The organism is Clostridium intestinale DSM 6191, assembly GCF_900130055.1.
In the GTDB taxonomy this organism is placed as follows: Bacteria; Bacillota; Clostridia; order Clostridiales; family Clostridiaceae; genus Clostridium_T; species Clostridium_T intestinale.
In genome coordinates this window covers 519,801-537,474 of record NZ_FQXU01000004.1, presented here as the reverse complement: position 1 = coordinate 537,474, position 17,674 = coordinate 519,801, and the positions used below count along the sequence as shown (strand labels likewise).

Below are 17,674 nucleotides of genomic sequence, written 5' to 3'. Positions count from 1 at the left end.
AATTATTAGAAAATGTTGTCTAGTTTATCTGAATAGAATGATATGGCTTTTTTATAATTTTTTATATTTTCATCAGAAGAAGTTTCAGCCAAGTTTTCTAACAAAATTTTCATAGCTTCTGAATGTTCATTTAAATTATATAAAGTCATAGAGTAAAAGATTTGAATACTTCTGTCATGAGGGAATTTATCTAAACCGATCTTAAGAATAGCTTTAGATTTTTCATACTCTCCTATAGTTCTATAAGTACTACCCAAACCTAAAATTGCACCTTGCAAATCTTCACCTTCAAGTCCTAGTGAAATAGCATTTTCGTAATATTTTACAGCTTCTTTTTCTAGTTCTAAAACATCGAAGCTCCAAGCACATTGATAATTTATAGTAGGATTATCTGGATAAGAATTAACAAGAAGAATTAAAAGTTCGTTTGACTCTTGTAGTTTACCTTGTCTTCTTAATTCTATTGCAATATCTAAATCGCTCATATGCATCATACCTTTCTAGTATTTATGCTAACAAATCAATTATAAATAATCTGTTAGTTCATTTAAGTTTGTTACCATATCTATTCCCTGAAATTCTAATTTGAGATTATTTCTATTCAGCCATATACCTTTCATACCAGCTTGTTTGCTAGATAGTATATCAGTTTTTAAGTCATCACCAACATACATGCAATCCCTTGGATAAATACCAGCTTTTTTACAAGCAACTTTAAAAATATCAATATTAGGTTTGGATATTCCAATATCTCCTGCGGCAATAACCATTTCAAAGTAAGTACCTATTTTATTTGTTTTATATAATTGCTGAGATAAATCACCATTTGTTATGATACCTAATCTCTTATTTTTAAGTTTATCTAGGCAGGGAATAACATCGTCATAAGGAAACAAATTAGATTCATAGATGTTTTTATAGTCTTTAAATATTAAGGAAGCCTCTTTATCGGGTAAAGTAACATGAGATAATAAAAATAGATTTTTAATTCTTTCAATTTGTTGCTGAGAAAAAGAGAAATCTCCATTCAAATATTTCAAAAAGTATTTACGAGATAATCTAATCCAGTGTTCATAAAAGACAGTTTCATTCATATCGAAATAATTTTTATATTTATAAAAGAAACCATTAACTCCTAGAATTTCTGCTTTATTATGATTTATTAAAGTACCATCTAAATCAAAGAAAATCATTTTTAAATCTGAATTCATTTTTTATAACTCAGCAAATATCTCATGAATATTTCCATCAGGATCTGCAAATAATGCTGTTCTTTGATTCCAAGGCATATTCTCTGGTTCATGTATAGGTGTTGCGCCAAGAGAAATTAATTTCTTAAAAGATTCATCAACATCAGTAGGGTTATCACATGGAAAAGCTAACTCAAAAGACTGACCAGTAGCTTTTTCTTTATACCTGCTGCTATGACTAAACATAACCTCTCTAGTACAAATAGCAAATCTTGCTCCTGGATTTTCAAATTCTACATAGCTATCAAGTTCATTTTTAATTTTAAAACCAAGAACTTCGTTGTAAAAATTTTTCATTTCTTTAAAGTTATCTGTCCAAATTGTAATAAGATTAATTTCTGATTTCATAACAGACCTCCTATATTAATTAATATACAAATTGTACCATACACTGCGATACTGTAGAAGAATTTTTAAGTTTCATTAAAATTATTTTAAAATCTACTTTCATATATAAAACTATATATCTATATAACTATATATAGTTTTCATGCGGGTTAAGCCACATTTATCTAGATTTTTAGTAAATCTCATTGAGAAAATTTTGGTAGAATGATATAAGTAGCTATGACAATTTCGTATATAGGGTAAAAGGAGGGGATAGTGTGGAGAATAAGGAAATAGTTCAAAAGATTATTGAAAAAGACCCTAAGGCTATAGAAGATTTAATAAATAAATATGGGAAACTAATTTTTGGTGTAATTAATAAAATTCTAAACTCTTCTAATGAAAGATGGGAGATTGAAGAATGTTTTAATGATATTCTTATGACTTTGTGGAAGAATATGTATCTTTATAAAGAGGAAAAAGGTAAACTTATTAACTTTATTATTTCAGTTGCTAAGTTTAAAGCTATAGATTATAAAAGAAAGATTCAGAAAAAAAATAATGTTATTGAACTTAAAGAAGAGGTATTAAGGAAAGAAGAGTTTCAAGATGAGATTGATATAAATGATCAAGAGGGATTTTATAACTTAATAAAAGAGTTAAAGGAAAAGGATAAAGAGATATTTATAAGAAGATATCTTTTAGATGAATCTATGGAAAAGATATCAAAAGATTTAAACCTATCTAAAGAGTATATTTATAATAAACTTTCTAGAGGAAGAAAGAAAATCAAAGAAAGATTGGAGGGATTTAGATGTTAGAAGCGGAATTAATAAATGAACTCAATGGAATAGAGTATAGCAATGAAGAAATAGCTGATTATTTAAATTGGGCGGAAATAAGTGAAGATGAACTTAATAAAATAAGTGGAGATATACAGACTAAACTTGCTAGAAAAGCGCTTAGAGAATGTGGTGAATTTATTGAAAGCACTATGGAAAAAGATGAATATACAGAAGCTGTAATAAAGGGAACAGATAGAGATGCTATAGTGTACTCTGCTTTTTTAGGTATGTTTATGCCAGGAGCTTTCTTGCTTTCAGGTGACTATTCTTTTGGATATATTATGTTTATTACTAATAAAAGATTAATAGTAGTAAATTCTAATTATTTTAACAAAGCTTTGGGAACTAGAATTTATACAAGGGAAGAAATGAAAAATATAAGATTTAAAAGAGTTTTGGATAGATCAAAGAAAGGTTTGATTAAAAATTTCTTTAAAAATATAGTCTCAACGCCTGGAGGATTTGTTTCTATGGCATTTGGTCTTGGAGTATTTTCAAATAGATTTTTTGAGGCATATGATTTTGATATAGCTTTTGAGGGAAAGATTATTTTTAGAGTTGTTGCATTAATAGCACTAATAATAAGTGGAATAGAACCAGATTTAGAAACAGAAGCTATAATAACAATGAAAGATGGAAAAAAATATGATTTTCTTGTAAGAAACGCAAATTATAAAGAGATTTTACGATATCTTAAAAAACTTTCTAACAATATAAGAATGTAGAATGTTTACAATTAAAAAACACTTGTATTCTATGAGGGGACAGGGTATAATTTTTTTAACGTAATTGTTATATCATGTAAACTTGGGGTGATTAAATGTTATTTAAAAGTACAAGAGGATTAGAAAGTAATTTATCCTCGTCAGAGGCTATATTAAAAGGAATTGCAAGGGATGGAGGGCTATTTGTTCCTGAGAGTTTTCCAGAGGTTTATTCAAAGTTAAAGGGGAAAACAAATTATAATTATGAAGAATTAGCTGAAATAATTATAGGGCAATATTTTACTGACATAAAGAGTGAAGATTTAAAAGAGGCTATCAAAGATGCGTATACTGGTAGATTTAATGTGGAGGTTAAAAACGGGTTTTTAGAATTATATCATGGACCAACTTCTGCTTTTAAGGATGCAGCACTTTTGTTTCTTCCTCAAATAATGAAAAAAGCTAAAAAAGTAATTAATTTCAATAAGGATATAGTAATTTTAACTGCTACATCAGGAGATACTGGTAAAGCTGCTTTAGAAGGCTTTAAGGATGTAGAAGGTTTTAAAGTAGTTGTATATTATCCAAAAGATGGAGTCTCAGAGGTTCAAGAAAAGCAAATGAGAACTCAAAAAGGGGATAATGTTTATGTAGTAGCTATAGAAGGTAATTTTGATGATGCACAAAGAGGAGTAAAAACTATATTCAGTAATAGTGAATTAAAGGAAGAATTAGATATAAATAATATAGCGCTTTCTTCTGCAAACTCTATAAATATAGGTAGACTAGTACCACAAATAGTTTATTACTTTTATGGGTATTTTAAACTTATAGAGCAGGGCGAGATAAAAGAAGGAGAAAAAATTAATGTAGTTGTGCCTACAGGAAACTTCGGAAATATTTTAGCTGCTTATTATGGAAAACAGATGGGACTTCCTATAGATAAGTTTATATGTGCATCTAACGAAAATAATGTATTAACTGACTTCTTTAATGAAGGGGTTTATGATAAAAACAGGGAACTTGTATTAACAGAATCTCCTTCAATGGATATTTTAGTGTCTTCAAATCTTGAGAGGCTTTTATTTGAAATAGCTGATAGAGATAGCAGCTTAGTTAAAGACTTAATGGATTCACTTCAGAAGGATGGAAAGTATTCTATAACTAATTCTATGGAAGAAAAGTTAAAAGATTTTTATGGGGACTTTTCTGATATAGAAGAGGTATATGAAGTTATAAAAGATGTTTATGAAAAAGAAAATTATCTAATGGACACACATACAGCAGTTGCTTATAGTGTTTATAAAAAATACTCGCAAAAAACAGGTGACGATAAAAAAGTATTAATTGCATCAACTGCAAGTCCATTTAAGTTTAATAGAAGTATAATCAATGCCTTAGGAATAGATGCTGGGAATAAGGATGATTTAGAATTATTAAATACTTTATCAGAAAAAACCTCACTAGAGATACCAAAGGCTTTAAGGGAATTAAAAGATCTTAAGCTAGTGCATAACTTAGAGTGTGATGCTGATAAAATGGAAGATATCCTTAAGAAGATATTAAAAGTAGGTGAGTAGTATGGTTAGGGTTAAAGTACCTGCTACTTCAGCAAATCTTGGTGCTGGTTTTGATTGTATGGGATTAGCTTTTGAACTTTTTAATTTGTTTGAATTTGAAGAGATTAAAGAAGGTTTAGAGTTTGAAGGTGTAAAAGAAGAGTATTGCAATAAAGATAATATCATATATGAAGCTATGATGTTATGTTTTAATAGAGCAGATTATAAGCCTACTGGACTTAAGATAAGTATTTTAGAAGAGAATATTCCCATTTCGAGAGGTCTTGGAAGTAGCTCTAGTTGCATAGTTGGAGGTCTTTTAGGGGCAAATGAACTTATGGGTTCTCCCTTTAGATTAGAGGAACTTTTTAATATGTCAGTTGAAATAGAAGGGCATCCAGATAATGTAGCTCCAGCTTTTTTTGGCGGGATTGTAGTTTCTTCTATGGAAGATGGGAAAGCTTATTATAATAAGGTGGATATAAAAGAAGGAATAGAATTTTTATCATTTATTCCAAGTTTTACTTTATCTACAGAGAAGGCAAGAAAAGCACTTCCAGCTACAATACCATTTAAGGATGGGGTTTATAATATTGGAAAAGCTGCTCTTACTTTAAGTTGTTTCTATTTAGGCAATTATGATATGCTAAGATATGCATGTAAGGATAAACTGCATGAACCATATAGAAGCAAGCTTATACCAAACTTTGAGGAGATAACTAGTGAAGTTTTGGATTTGGGAGCATTATGTGTTTTTTTAAGCGGAGCAGGTCCAACTATTATGAGTATAGTTAAGAAAGAGGATAATACCGCTAAAGATAAAATAAAGGCTCATATGATTAAGTTTGAAAAAGAGTGGTCAGTTGTAACACTTAAGGAAAACAATATAGGGGCCGAAATAATTAAAGGGTGAGTTAATATGAATAGTAATTATATACTTGTGGATAAAAGGGTTTTGCCAGAAGTATTTGAAAAGGTATTAAAGGCAAAGAGATTATTAAAAGATGGTAAGGTTAAGGAAATAACTGAGGCTACTAAGATAGTTGGAATTAGTAGAAGTGTATATTATAAATATAAAGAGTATGTTTTTGAATTTGCGGAAAGTAGTCATGGAAGAAAGTTTACTTTTAATATGATTATTTCTCATAAAAAAGGAGTTCTTTCAAGCCTATTAAACTTTTTAACTGAAAAAGGTGGAAATATACTAACAATAGATCAAGGAATTCCTATAAACAATCTAGCAAATGTAAGTATTACCATGGATATAAGTTCTTTAGAAGGGGATGCAACAGACCTTTTAGAAGATTTATACTTGGTAGATGGAGTAGAAAAGGTAGATTTTGTCGCAATGGAGTAAAGTGAAACTTAGCTTCAGAGGGAGTTTTAATCTCCCGCTGAAGGTTAGTTGAACTTATCTAGGGTCGTGCCACTGTTATCTCCAACTTTAATAGGGGTTGGAGAGTTACAGTGGCTAGACATCAGATAAATTTAAGAAGTAATTAAGAATTTAAGAAGATATATTTAAGAAAAGTACGATATGATATAATCATCAACTAAAAACGGAGGACTATCAATGAAAAATATATTAAAAAATCATTGGGGAAAACTTCTTACAGCTATGATTGTTATTGTACTTTCTTTTTATGGATTTATTTATAGAGAGAGTTTAGTTCAAGCAATAAACTTAATGAAAGATCCTAAAGCAATTAGTTTATATATAGAGAGTTATGGTCACTTTGGAGTGTTAATGTTTATTTTACTTCAAGTAACTCAAGTAGTTATATTCTTTATACCAGGGGAGGTAACCCAGGCAGCTGGAGGATATATTTTTGGAACCTTTCTAGGAACACTATATTCTATTATAGGAATAAATTTAGGTTCAGCAGTATTATTTTATGGAACAAGAAAGTTTGGGAATTCTTTAGTGGATAAAGTTGTACCTGAAAAGTTAAAAAGACCATTTGAAAAGCTTTTAAATGCTAAGAAGATAAACTTAATAGTATTTTTAATATATTTGATTCCTGGAATACCTAAGGATAGTTCAATATTTTTATGTGCTCTGTCTAGAATCAATTTTAAAGATTTTCTAATATACTCAACACTTGGAAGAATGCCAGCATTAGTTATATCGTCTTTTTATGGAGCTAATATTGCTACAGGTAACATGCACATTATAATAATTTTATCTGTTATAATGGTAGTAGGTTTAGGAATATGTATGATGTTAAAGAAATTTTTTATGGAAAAACTAGCAAAAATAAGTTAAATAGATTAACTAAAAATCCATTATGATATATTCATAGTGGATTTTACCTATTTTAAATGAAACTTACCTTTGACATAATGAAGGTTTTTAATTAATCTTGTATTAGAGTCTTTTTAAGGAAGAGAGTAATATAGAGAAAGGGTGATAGGAGTGAGTATATATTTTGATAACGCAGCAACTACTCCACCTACAGAAGAAGTTATAGAATCAGTAGTAGTAGGAATGAAAGAATATTATGGCAATCCATCTTCTCTTCATAAGTTAGGGTTAAATGCAGAAAGAATGCTATTAACTAGTAGAGAAGAATTAGCCAAAACTATAAATGCAACCTCAGATGAAATATTTTTTACTTCAGGAGGAAGTGAAGGAAATAATTTTATACTAAAAGGAATCGGAAAGTCAGGAAACAATATTATTACAACTAAGTTTGAACATCCTTCAGTTTTAAATGCTTTAAATGAGTTAAGGGAGCAGGGAATAACTGTACATGAATTATCTCTTAATGAAAATGGTGAAGTTGATTTAGGAGAACTAAAAGGCTTTATAGATAAAAATACTGTATTAGTATCCATAATGCATGTTAATAATGAAATCGGAACTATTCAGCCTATTGAAGAAATAGGCAAAATAATTAAAGAGAATTCTACTAGAGCAAAATTTCATGTAGACGGAGTTCAAAGTTATGGTAAAATAGCTATTGATGTTAAAAAAGCTAACATAGATTATTTAACTGTAAGTTCTCATAAATTTCATGGACCTAAGGGCGTAGGTTTTTGTTATATAAGAAAAGGTCTAAGACTAAAACCATTGATTTCAGGTGGTGGACAAGAGTCTGGTTTTAGAAGTGGTACAGAGAACTTACCTGGAGTAATGGGAATGGTTGTAGCAGCAAAGATGGCACAAGCCTCAATTAAAGAAAGTTATAAAAAGGTTTGGGAAATAAAAGAACATTTTATAGAAAAACTTAAAGGAATAGAAAATATAAAAATAAATTCTCCTCAAAAGGAAAACATAAGTCCATACATATTAAATGTTTCTTTTACTGGTATAAGAGGAGAGGTTCTTTTACATGCCCTTGAGGAAAATGGTATATTTGTATCCACAGGTTCTGCTTGTTCGTCAAGAGGTGGTAAAGAGAGTCATGTATTAAAAGCTTTAGGGTTAGACTATAAAGATATAGATGGTGCTATAAGATTTTCTTTTTCAAGATTTAATACATTAGAAGAAGTGGATTTATCCAACGAAGCACTTAAGAAATCATTGTTATTTTTAAGGAGAGTTAGAAAATGAAAAAATTATTACTTATAAAAAGTGCCCCAGAGATATTCTTAAAGGGACTAAACAGAAATAAATTCGAGAGACTATTAAAAAAGAATATAGCTAAAAAACTTGAAGGAATAGAATATGAATTCATCACAGATATGGGAAGATGGTTCGTATATTCAGAGGATTTAGAAGAAGCTTGTAGTAGAGTTAGAAAAGTATTTGGAGTAACTCAGGTTTGTATAGTAACTCAAATAGAAAGAGATTATGAAGAAATTAAAAAACTTGCTTTAAGTAAGGTAATAGAAGCTAAAGCATCAAACTTCAAAATAGAAACTAATAGAGCAAACAAGGAGTTCCCTAAAAACTCTATGGAAGTTTCAAGAGAAGTTGGAGGATATGTTTTAACTAACTATGAAGGCGAGCTTTCAGTTAAAATAAATAATCCTGAATGTTTAGTTAAGGTTGAAATAAGAGATAAGGCTTATCTATATACTAAGTTAGACATAGTAAAAGGAGAAGGTGGTCTTCCTTACGGAGTTAATGGAAGCACTATGCTTATGTTATCTGGTGGAATAGATTCACCTGTAGCTGGATATATGATGGCAAGAAGAGGGGTAGAACTTCACTGTGTATATTATCACTCTCACCCATATACTTCAGAAAGAGCTAAAGATAAGGTTAAGGATTTAGCAAAAGTATTGGCAAGTTATACAGAAAAAGTTAATTTATATGTAGTTCCATTTACAGAGATTCAAATGGGCATAATAGAGAAATGTAGAGAAGATGAGCTTACAATAATCATGAGAAGATTTATGATGAGAGTAGCTTGTGAATTGGCTGAACAAAAAGGAATTCAATCAGTATCTACAGGTGAAAGTATAGGTCAAGTAGCATCTCAAACTATGGAAGGTTTAATAGTTTCAACAGATGTAGCAGATAGACCAGTATTTAGACCATTAATATCTATGGATAAAGAAGACATAATGGATATATCAAGAAGAATAGGAACTTACGATATATCTATAAGACCATATGAAGATTGCTGTACAATATTTGTACCTAAACATCCTAAAACAAAACCACAAGTAGAGCCAATAAGAAAATCAGAAGAAGCTTTAGATATCGAAGCTTTAGTTAAAGAAGCTGTAGATAATGTTGAAGTGTATAGATTCTAGAATTTAATATAATAGTGAATAGTCCTGCTTTTGTAGGGCTATTTTTATTTACTTTAAAGGAAATTAAAATTACATGTAGAAATACTAATATAATAGTGTAAATGGGATTGGTGGAATGCTTATGAAGAGATTTATAGCTTGTATGTTTACAATAGGTTTAATTTTTATTATAGGTTTTAATTTATATAAACTATATTCTAAATCTGATGTACCCTATGAAATACCCAAAGTTCATTTTAAATATAATAATAAAAAAATAACCTCATCTCAAGGTGAGCATAATTGGATAAACGGAGAAGGTGGAAATAGTTATCTAGCAGGATCTTCATATGAGATTGGTGAAAAGTTAGAAGCTATAAAGTGTACTGCAAGTGGTTATATGGATATAACTTTTAAGACTAAGCCTATAAATTGTCCACCTCAAAAACTTATAGTTTCAATATGGAAAGATAAGGATAATAGAGAGGTGTATCAAGAAATTAGAGGTGATATCTCAAATTTAGTAACAATATTGCTTCCTGAAAAAGAAGGAGAATATATTTTTGAGATTAATGCTTACTGGGATGATAAGCATAACACCTCAAATATCTTAAAGATATTAATAGAATAGTATAAGAATAGGTAAGGAAATAAGTACTAGGTATCATATAAAGTGCTTATTTCCTTTTATAATTAGTTATTTGAATCTATTATCTCTTTCAAGGTAACATGTTCATTTATAAATCTAGAATCACTTTTTTGATTTTTTAGTTTAATAGCTTTTTTAGGGCAGTTTTGAATACAAGCTAAACAATGTTGACAGTTACCATTAAATTTAGGTTTAGTGGCAACCGTTATGTTGTTAACTGGGCATACTTTTTCACAAATCTTGCAACTTATACAACTGTCATCAACTATAAATTTTTTATCAAAATTCGGGTCATATAATTTTTCATTAAGAGATCTTAAAAATTCAGAAACCTTGGAGTGTTTTTTCAAGTAAATTTTATTTGAAGCTACATCTTCAATAATTTTATTAAGATTGCCTTCGATATTTTTTTTGGATTGAGTTTTTATCTGTTTGTCCATGTCAAATCCAGGAATATAGTTATCTACCATTATTAATTCATTTACGTAAGAAAATTTTATCCCGTTTCTTTCACCTATTTTTAATAGATGTATTGTAGATGCCCCTGCATACATTCCGTAAGTAGCTATTCCAAAAAAATAATTACTTTTAAGTTTAGCTTTATCCAAAAACTCTTCAACTATCTTCGGTACGCCGCTATGATATACTGGGAAAACTATACCTATTTTATCATCTTCAAAATTAAGGTTATTTTCTTTTAATAGTTTTGGGATAGAGTAATACTCAGCTTCAAAGCTTTTTGCTACATATAAATTATTACCTGTTGCTGTAAAATAAAAAATTTTCATAGGTTCCTCCTCTTAGTAGTGTTACAATTGTAACGCTATGTTGGATATAGTATAATATAAGAAAATAGCGAAAATCAATATCTTAAGATGGAAGTGTTACAAAAGAGAGGGATTTGTTTATGGGAAATAATAATTCACAAAATCTAATTACAAAAGAGAGTATTTTCACAGCTTTAATGATTTTAATGGAGAAAAAGAATTTTAAGGAAATATCAATAACGGAATTAACTAAAAAAGCTGGGGTATCACGAATGGCTTTTTATAGAAATTATAATAATTTAGAAGATATTATAACTGACTATTTAGATGAATTTTTTGAGGAGTCATATAAAGAGTTAGTTATATGCGAAAAAAATGATAATAATGAAATTCTAATAAGATTTTTTTCATATTTTAGAGAACATAAAAAATTAATCGACAACTTAATTAAAGCTAATCTAGCTAACTTAATACTAGAAAGATGTACTAACATATTCTATTCCTTATCCAAAGAAGTAGTATGTTCTAATCCTCATCCAGAAGAAGTTCAAAGATTTATAATTGAATTTGTTTCAGGAGGACTATACAAAATTTTAATAGAATGGGCTAAAAGTGGAATGAAAGAAAGTGATGAAAAAATGGGAGGAATTATACATTCATTAATGATTGGAGCTTCGGTAAAGACCATAATATCATATTAAGTAAATACCAGATTATTTAAAACAAGAAGTATCTTAATTTTAAGAACTTCTTTTTATTTTACAAAAAATCTCAAGAACATATTGACAGAAGATTGAATAAGATGTACTATAAATACATATTAACAAGTTGATAATATCAAAAAGAAAATAAGTATTAAGATTTAGGAGGTATGCAAAATGATTTATTTTAATAATGAAAAAATAGATATAAAAAAGTTTCCTAATGGTGAGGCACTTATTCATAGTGGTGATTTAAATATAAAAGATAATAATGAGATTAAGGTTAAGTTTGAAAATAATGAAGATATAACTAATTTAATATTTTTAAAGGGACATTTAGATGAGTTAAGAGTGAAGTGTAGTTTAGTACTTCCATACATGCCTTACAGCAGAATGGATAGAACTGAAGGTTTGACAGTATTTACTTTAAAGTATTTGTGTAAGTTAATTAATAGTTTAGATTTTGAAAATGTAACAATTTATGAACCACATTCTGAAGTATCTGTTGCTCTAATAGATAGAGTTAAAGTAGTAAATATGTCTAAGAAACTTACAGAGCAATTGATGGAAGAATTAAATGATGAAAATGTATATTTAGTTTATCCGGATGCTGGAGCCTCAAAGAGATATGCTCATCAGATAGCTTATGAAAAGATATTAACTGCAAATAAGGAACGTGATTTTAAAACAGGATTTATAAACAAGTTAGAAATCAATGGGGATGTAAAAAGTAAAAACTTTAAGGCTATTATAGTTGATGATTTATGTTCAAAAGGAGGAACCTTTGAACTTACCGCTTCTAAACTTAAAGATATGGGAGCAGGAGAAATATATCTTGTAGTTACCCATTGTGAAGATACAATATTTGAAGGTAAGCTATTAGATAGCGATTTAATAACAGGAATATATACAACAAATAGTATTTTGAGTAAAGAGCATAAAAAAATTAAGGTATATGAGATTTAAAATAAGGGAGGAAATTAAGATGAAAAAGTTATTAGTAGTTATTGATTATCAAAAGGATTTTGTAGATGGAACTTTAGGGTTTAAAAAGGCTGAAACTCTAGAAGAAGGAATATATGATAAGGTTAAAAAGTATTTGAAAAATGGAGATAGGGTTTTATTTACCTATGACACTCATTATGAGGAATATTTAGAAACTAGAGAAGGTAAAAACTTACCTGTAGTTCACTGTATTAAAGGAACTAATGGGCATGAACTTTATGGAAGACTTAATGAATTTTTAGGGAAAGAAAATACCCTACATTATGAAAAAGAAGGTTTTGGTTTGTCTCCAAAAGATGTGATTAGACTCTCAGAAGAATTAGGAGAGGAAATTAATGAGATAGAGCTTGTAGGTGTTGTTACTAATATATGTGTAATAAGTAATGTGGTAATGCTTCAATCACAATATAGAAATGCAGAGATTCTAATAGACGCAAGTCTTTGTGCAAGTTTTGATGATTCACTTCATGATAAAGCATTAGATGTAGCAGAAGGAATACAAGTAAAAGTAGTAAATAGGGGGAATTAAGCATGATAAGTCCATTTTTATTAACAGATTTTTATAAAACAATACATCATATGTGTTATGCAGAAGGAATGACAAAGCTAGTAAGCTACTGGACACCAAGAATGTCTAGAAAAGAAGATATGCACAAGGTAGTTATGTTTGGCCTTCAACCATTTTTAAAGAAGTATTTAATTGAGTATTTTAATGATAATTTCTTTTCAAGAGATAAAGAAGAAGTTATATCAGAGTATAAGAGAGTAATATCCAAAACCATGGGAGATATAGCTTCTGATACAAAGCATATTGAAGCACTTCACGATTTAGGATATCTTCCTATACAAATTAAAGCTGTTGAAGAAGGCTTTAGGGTAAATATCAAAACTCCTATGATTGAGATAACTAATACTCATGAAGATTTTCCTTGGCTTGTAAATTATCTAGAAACTTTTATGAGTTGTAATATATGGCAGCCTATGACTAGTGCAACCATTGCCTATAGATATAGAGAGATAGTAGAGAAATATTTTGAATTAACCGTAGATAATGGAGATGTTAAAAGAGCTTGTGGAGACTTTAGTATGAGAGGTTTCAGCTCAATAGAAAGTGCAGAAATAAGTGCCTCAGCCCATCTTTTATCTTTCGTAGGTACGGCTACAATACCTGCTATAACTTATTTAGAGGAGTATTATAATGCTAACTTAGATAAAGAGATAGTAGGAGTTGGAACGCCATCTACAGAGCACAGCGTAATGTGCAGCTATGGAGAAGATGAGTTCTCAGCTTATAAGAGATTAATAACTGAAGTTTTTCCAAAAGGACCGTTAAGCATAGTATCTGATACCTATGACTACTGGAATGTTATAACCTCAATACTTCCAAGACTTAAAGAAGAAATTTTAAATAGGGATGGAAAGGTAATTATAAGAGGGGATAGCGGAGATCCAGTGAAAATAATCTGTGGAGACAAAAATGCAGAAAAAGGCAGTGATGAGTATAAAGGAACTGTGGAACTTCTATGGGATATATTTGGAGGAGAAGTTAATTCAAAGGGATATAAGGTTTTAAACTCTAAAATAGGAACAATATATGGTGACAGCATAACGGTAGAAAGATGTGAAGATATTTGCAAAGGCTTAGAGGAAAAAGGTTTTGCAGTAAATAATTGTACCTTTGGAATAGGTTCTTATACCTACCAGTACAATACAAGAGATACTTTTGGATTTGCATTAAAAGCAACTCATGCAGTAATAAATAATGAGGAAAAATTTATATTTAAAGCACCTAAGACTGATAAAGATGACTTCAAAAAATCTCAAAAAGGTATGTGTTACGTTTATAAAGAAGGGGAAGATATTTTATATAAAGATGAATTAACTATAGAAGAGCAGGCCTCATATGAAGATAATTTATTAGAACTTGTATTTAAGGATGGAAAGTTAATAAAAGATTATTCATTAGAGGAAATAAGAAATAGGCTACATGGAAATTTTTAAATAAGGAGGGGTAGAAGTATGAGAGAAATTTTTAAGGTGGAAAAGGTATGTGAAGAAATTAAAAATTGGATTAGAGAATATTTTGAAAAACAACCTAATGCTAAAGGTGCAGTTATTGGAATCAGTGGAGGAAAAGACAGCACCATAACCTCAAAACTTTTAGTTGAAGCTTTAGGAAAGGAAAGAGTATTTGGTGTTTTAATGCCAAATGGGGAGCAAAAAGATATAGAAGATAGCTTGAAGATTGTAGAGATGTTAGGAATTAATTATAAGGTAGTAAATATAGAGAAGGCATATAAGGGATTATTAGAGGAAATCAATGAAGAGAGCTTATCAAAAGATGGAAAAATAAATATTCCACCAAGACTTAGAATGACTACTTTGTATGCTATAGGTTCCTCCATGCACTACAGAGTATGTGGTACAGGAAATAAGTCAGAAGGTTTTGTGGGATATACTACAAAGTGGGGAGACAATGCCTATGACTTTAATCCTATTGGCGACTTAACAACAGAGGAGGTAATAGCTATAGGTGATTATTTAGGATTGCCTTATGAGTTAGTTCATAAAACTCCAAGTGATGGATTGACAGGAGAATCTGATGAGGAGAAATTAGGTTTTACCTACAAACAAATTAATGATTATATGGAAAAAGGAACTAGCGGAGATAAAGAAGTAGATGATAAAATAAAAGCTAAACATGATTATAATAAGCACAAAGGGATTTTGCCGCCTAAATATGAGCTGCAATAGGTAGAGACTATGGAAGAGATTAAAAATAAGCAAGGATTAACAGAAGAAGAGTTTTTAAAAAAATATAATGATGATATATATAAGAAGCCATCTTTTACAGTGGATATGCTTATATTTACTGTAATGGATAAAGAAAAAGAAAATTATAGAAAGCTTCCTGAAAAAGCATTAAAAGTTCTATTAGTAAAAAGAGGAGATCATCCTTATATAGGTAAATGGGCTCTTCCTGGAGGTTTTGTAGGAATTGAAGAAGGTCTAGATGAAGCTGCTTTACGTGTATTAGAAGCAGAAACAGGAATAGAAGATATCTATATGGAACAGTTATACACTTGGGGAGAAGTAAGTAGAGATCCAAGAACAAGAGTGGTAAGTTCTTCTTATATGGCACTAGTTGATAGCAAATCTTTAAATATTACAGCTGGTGAAGATGAAACAGACGCCAGTTGGTTTAATGTTAGTTATGATATATTAGAAGAAAAGAAAACTTCAGTAGAAAATGGATATATATACGAGCAATTAGTAGAAATAAAACTTTGGAATGAAGTAGAGACATTATCAGCTAAAATAAAAACTACAGAAAATCTAGAGGGAAAAATAAAAAGAGAACTTATTGAAAATGAAGGATTAGCCTTTGATCATGGAAAGTTTATAGAATATGCTGTTGAGAGATTAAGAAATAAAATAGAATATACCAGCCTAGCTTTTAATCTTATGCCAGAATTATTTACATTAACAGAACTTCAACGAGTTTATGAAATAATTCAAGGAAAAGAACTTTTAGCAGCTGCCTTTAGAAGAAAAATAGCAAACATGGTAGTTGAAACAAATGAATACACAAAAGATGCTGGACATAGACCTTCAAAACTTTTTAGATATAACTCAGGGTGGAAAAGGGGAAAGAGTATATGAAAAGAAACAAATTGGATTTTATGTTATTTCTAAAACTAAGTTATTTAAATTTAATATTGTATCTAATAGCTGCAATTATAATTATTCTTCCTATCTCTATTGTGATGGTTTCAGATATAACTTTAAGTAAAACTTTTACTAAAGCGCTTATTAGTATATCTTTTATATTGATATCAGCAGGGAAATTTATTACTTTCTTTAAGAAAAATAAGGGTGATAAAACTAAAATTAATGATTTAGCAGTGATTGTTGGTTTTTTAATAGTATTTATATCGTATCTATTAAAATAAGACTATTGTTTTATTGGTAAAAATGCCCTGAAGCCGCATAAACACTATATATAGTTATATAGCTATATAGATATATAGAAAAAAATATATATTCTTGGTAATGCTAGTATAATTTTATGGGTGGAGGAGCGACAGTATTAAGTTAGAATGATTTGATGAGACTTTAAAAGAAGCCTCTACAGTATTAAGGGGTATAAAGCATGAGATTAGATAAATTTTTAGCACAATCAGGTATTGGAAATAGTAAAACTGTAAGAATATATATACAAGATGGAAAAGTAAAAGTTAATGGACAGGTTGTCATAAAGCCTGCAATAACAATTAATGAAAATGAGGACTTAGTTGAATACCTTGATGAAAAAATTTCTTATATGGGAAAAATCTATTATATGTTTAATAAACCTTCGGGGTGCGTTACTGCAAGAAGAGATGATAAATGCAAAACAGTATTTGATTTCTTTAAAGAGGAGAATATGAATGGTGTATCTCATGTTGGAAGATTAGATAAAGATACAGAAGGGTTACTATTACTTACAAATGACGGTGAGCTTAATAATAAGTTGATGAGCCCACTAAAACATGTTGATAAAAAATATTTTTTTATAGCATTAGGATCTTTAGATGAAGAGTGTATTAATAGATTAGAGCAAGGTGTATCTATAGGAGTTGATGAAGAGATAACAAAACCATCAAAGCTAGAAAAGGTGACTAATGGTATTTATAAAGATTTTGAGAATGAAAGTGAACTTATAAAAGTTTATAATGATTCATCAAATTACTATAAACATCCAGCAGTATCAGGATATCTCACAATTTCAGAAGGACGTAAGCATCAAGTAAAACGAATGCTTAAAGCAGTAGGTTGCCATGTTATATATTTAAAAAGAATTTCAATCGGAGAGCTAGTGCTTGATGAATCATTGGGAAAAGGGCAATACAGAAGTTTAGAAAAAGATGAGATAAAAAAATTATTAGGGAAATTCGGTGTGAGTTAGATTAATTATCTAGCTCATTTTTTTAGCATTTTGCTTATAATAAAAAGTGGTGCTTCGAGAGAAGCTAGAGGAAGAAAATAAGGGATAACCTTTGAGAATATGGCTTTATATAAATATTTTATTATGCTAAAATTATCATAAATATAAAATGTACAAGAGCATTGATTATATGAAATGGGAAGAAGTAATAAAGACTTACCCTATTCAGTTTATAAAGCCTATATTGAAGAGGA

The 17,674-nt window shown here is 29.4% G+C and carries 21 protein-coding genes; 17 read left to right on the top strand and 4 right to left on the bottom strand.

Features of this window, described 5'->3' with window-relative positions:
* Positions 1-5: 5 nt before the first annotated feature.
* The 3 genes from BUA92_RS06490 to BUA92_RS06480 are packed head-to-tail and all read right to left on the bottom strand — an operon-like array spanning position 6 to position 1,598.
* Positions 6-485 carry a tetratricopeptide repeat protein gene (locus tag BUA92_RS06490; protein WP_139259314.1) on the bottom strand — a complete coding sequence of 160 codons (480 nt, stop codon included), beginning with the start codon at positions 483-485 and terminating at the stop codon, positions 6-8.
* A 39-nt stretch (positions 486-524) separates the two neighbouring features.
* A complete protein-coding gene (locus BUA92_RS06485) occupies positions 525-1,211 on the bottom strand; it encodes an HAD family hydrolase (RefSeq protein ID WP_242950078.1) in 687 nt (228 codons plus the stop codon).
* A 3-nt stretch (positions 1,212-1,214) separates the two neighbouring features.
* Positions 1,215-1,598 (bottom strand): VOC family protein, encoded by a 384-nt coding sequence (locus tag BUA92_RS06480; RefSeq protein WP_073017909.1) that lies wholly within the window; start codon positions 1,596-1,598, stop codon positions 1,215-1,217.
* A gap of 257 nt (positions 1,599-1,855) precedes the next feature.
* Here BUA92_RS06480 and BUA92_RS06475 point away from each other — a divergent pair, with 257 nt between their 5' ends.
* The 9 genes from BUA92_RS06475 (at position 1,856) to BUA92_RS06435 (ending at position 10,002) form a co-directional block, all read left to right on the top strand.
* On the top strand, positions 1,856-2,398 hold the full coding sequence (locus tag BUA92_RS06475; protein ID WP_073017907.1) for a sigma-70 family RNA polymerase sigma factor: 543 nt from the start codon (positions 1,856-1,858) through the stop codon (positions 2,396-2,398).
* The gene (locus BUA92_RS06470; protein WP_073017905.1) at positions 2,392-3,147 is read left to right on the top strand and encodes a hypothetical protein; all 756 of its coding nucleotides are present in this window, start codon (positions 2,392-2,394) and stop codon (positions 3,145-3,147) included. Before BUA92_RS06475 ends, BUA92_RS06470 begins: the two co-directional genes overlap by 7 nt.
* Before the next feature lie 95 nt (positions 3,148-3,242).
* Positions 3,243-4,706, top strand: coding sequence for a threonine synthase (gene thrC / locus BUA92_RS06465; RefSeq protein ID WP_073017902.1), 1,464 nt, complete (start codon positions 3,243-3,245; stop codon positions 4,704-4,706).
* Position 4,707: 1 nt separating this feature from the next.
* Positions 4,708-5,598: a homoserine kinase gene (thrB, locus tag BUA92_RS06460; protein ID WP_073017900.1), complete on the top strand. Its 891-nt coding sequence runs from the start codon at positions 4,708-4,710 to the stop codon at positions 5,596-5,598.
* 6 nt (positions 5,599-5,604) lie between these two features.
* Positions 5,605-6,042: an ACT domain-containing protein gene (locus BUA92_RS06455; protein WP_073017897.1), complete on the top strand. Its 438-nt coding sequence runs from the start codon at positions 5,605-5,607 to the stop codon at positions 6,040-6,042.
* 216 nt (positions 6,043-6,258) lie between these two features.
* Positions 6,259-6,951, top strand: a complete 693-nt coding sequence (locus BUA92_RS06450; protein ID WP_073017894.1) for a TVP38/TMEM64 family protein — start codon at positions 6,259-6,261, stop codon at positions 6,949-6,951.
* 150 nt (positions 6,952-7,101) lie between these two features.
* Positions 7,102-8,241, top strand: a complete 1,140-nt coding sequence (locus BUA92_RS06445; protein ID WP_073017892.1) for a cysteine desulfurase family protein — start codon at positions 7,102-7,104, stop codon at positions 8,239-8,241.
* Complete coding sequence (gene thiI, locus BUA92_RS06440; RefSeq protein ID WP_073017890.1) at positions 8,238-9,392, top strand: tRNA uracil 4-sulfurtransferase ThiI; 1,155 nt, start codon at positions 8,238-8,240, stop codon at positions 9,390-9,392. The genes BUA92_RS06445 and thiI overlap by 4 nt, the downstream gene beginning before the upstream one ends.
* Before the next feature lie 121 nt (positions 9,393-9,513).
* Positions 9,514-10,002 (top strand): hypothetical protein, encoded by a 489-nt coding sequence (locus tag BUA92_RS06435; RefSeq protein WP_073017888.1) that lies wholly within the window; start codon positions 9,514-9,516, stop codon positions 10,000-10,002.
* Between the two features lie 62 nt (positions 10,003-10,064).
* On the opposite strand, the gene BUA92_RS06430 is transcribed toward BUA92_RS06435, so the two are convergent.
* Positions 10,065-10,808, bottom strand: a complete 744-nt coding sequence (locus BUA92_RS06430) for an EFR1 family ferrodoxin (RefSeq protein WP_073017886.1) — start codon at positions 10,806-10,808, stop codon at positions 10,065-10,067.
* A gap of 119 nt (positions 10,809-10,927) precedes the next feature.
* Here BUA92_RS06430 and BUA92_RS06425 point away from each other — a divergent pair, with 119 nt between their 5' ends.
* The 8 genes from BUA92_RS06425 to BUA92_RS06395 all read left to right on the top strand — a co-directional run bounded on the left by BUA92_RS06425 (position 10,928) and on the right by BUA92_RS06395 (position 17,441).
* A complete protein-coding gene (locus BUA92_RS06425) occupies positions 10,928-11,488 on the top strand; it encodes a TetR/AcrR family transcriptional regulator (protein WP_073017884.1) in 561 nt (186 codons plus the stop codon).
* A gap of 177 nt (positions 11,489-11,665) precedes the next feature.
* Positions 11,666-12,454, top strand: a complete 789-nt coding sequence (locus BUA92_RS06420) for a ribose-phosphate pyrophosphokinase (protein WP_073017882.1) — start codon at positions 11,666-11,668, stop codon at positions 12,452-12,454.
* Positions 12,455-12,473: 19 nt separating this feature from the next.
* Positions 12,474-13,022 (top strand): cysteine hydrolase family protein, encoded by a 549-nt coding sequence (locus tag BUA92_RS06415; protein WP_073017880.1) that lies wholly within the window; start codon positions 12,474-12,476, stop codon positions 13,020-13,022.
* Between the two features lie 2 nt (positions 13,023-13,024).
* Positions 13,025-14,494 (top strand): nicotinate phosphoribosyltransferase, encoded by a 1,470-nt coding sequence (locus tag BUA92_RS06410; RefSeq protein WP_073017877.1) that lies wholly within the window; start codon positions 13,025-13,027, stop codon positions 14,492-14,494.
* Between the two features lie 18 nt (positions 14,495-14,512).
* Positions 14,513-15,247 (top strand): NAD(+) synthase, encoded by a 735-nt coding sequence (gene nadE, locus BUA92_RS23225; RefSeq protein WP_175550867.1) that lies wholly within the window; start codon positions 14,513-14,515, stop codon positions 15,245-15,247.
* A 9-nt stretch (positions 15,248-15,256) separates the two neighbouring features.
* Complete coding sequence (locus tag BUA92_RS23220) at positions 15,257-16,156, top strand: NUDIX hydrolase (RefSeq protein WP_175550866.1); 900 nt, start codon at positions 15,257-15,259, stop codon at positions 16,154-16,156.
* A complete protein-coding gene (locus tag BUA92_RS06400; RefSeq protein ID WP_083553429.1) occupies positions 16,153-16,446 on the top strand; it encodes a hypothetical protein in 294 nt (97 codons plus the stop codon). The genes BUA92_RS23220 and BUA92_RS06400 overlap by 4 nt, the downstream gene beginning before the upstream one ends.
* Positions 16,447-16,646: 200 nt before the next feature.
* A complete protein-coding gene (locus BUA92_RS06395; RefSeq protein WP_073017875.1) occupies positions 16,647-17,441 on the top strand; it encodes a pseudouridine synthase in 795 nt (264 codons plus the stop codon).
* The last annotated feature ends 233 nt before the right edge of the window (positions 17,442-17,674 follow it).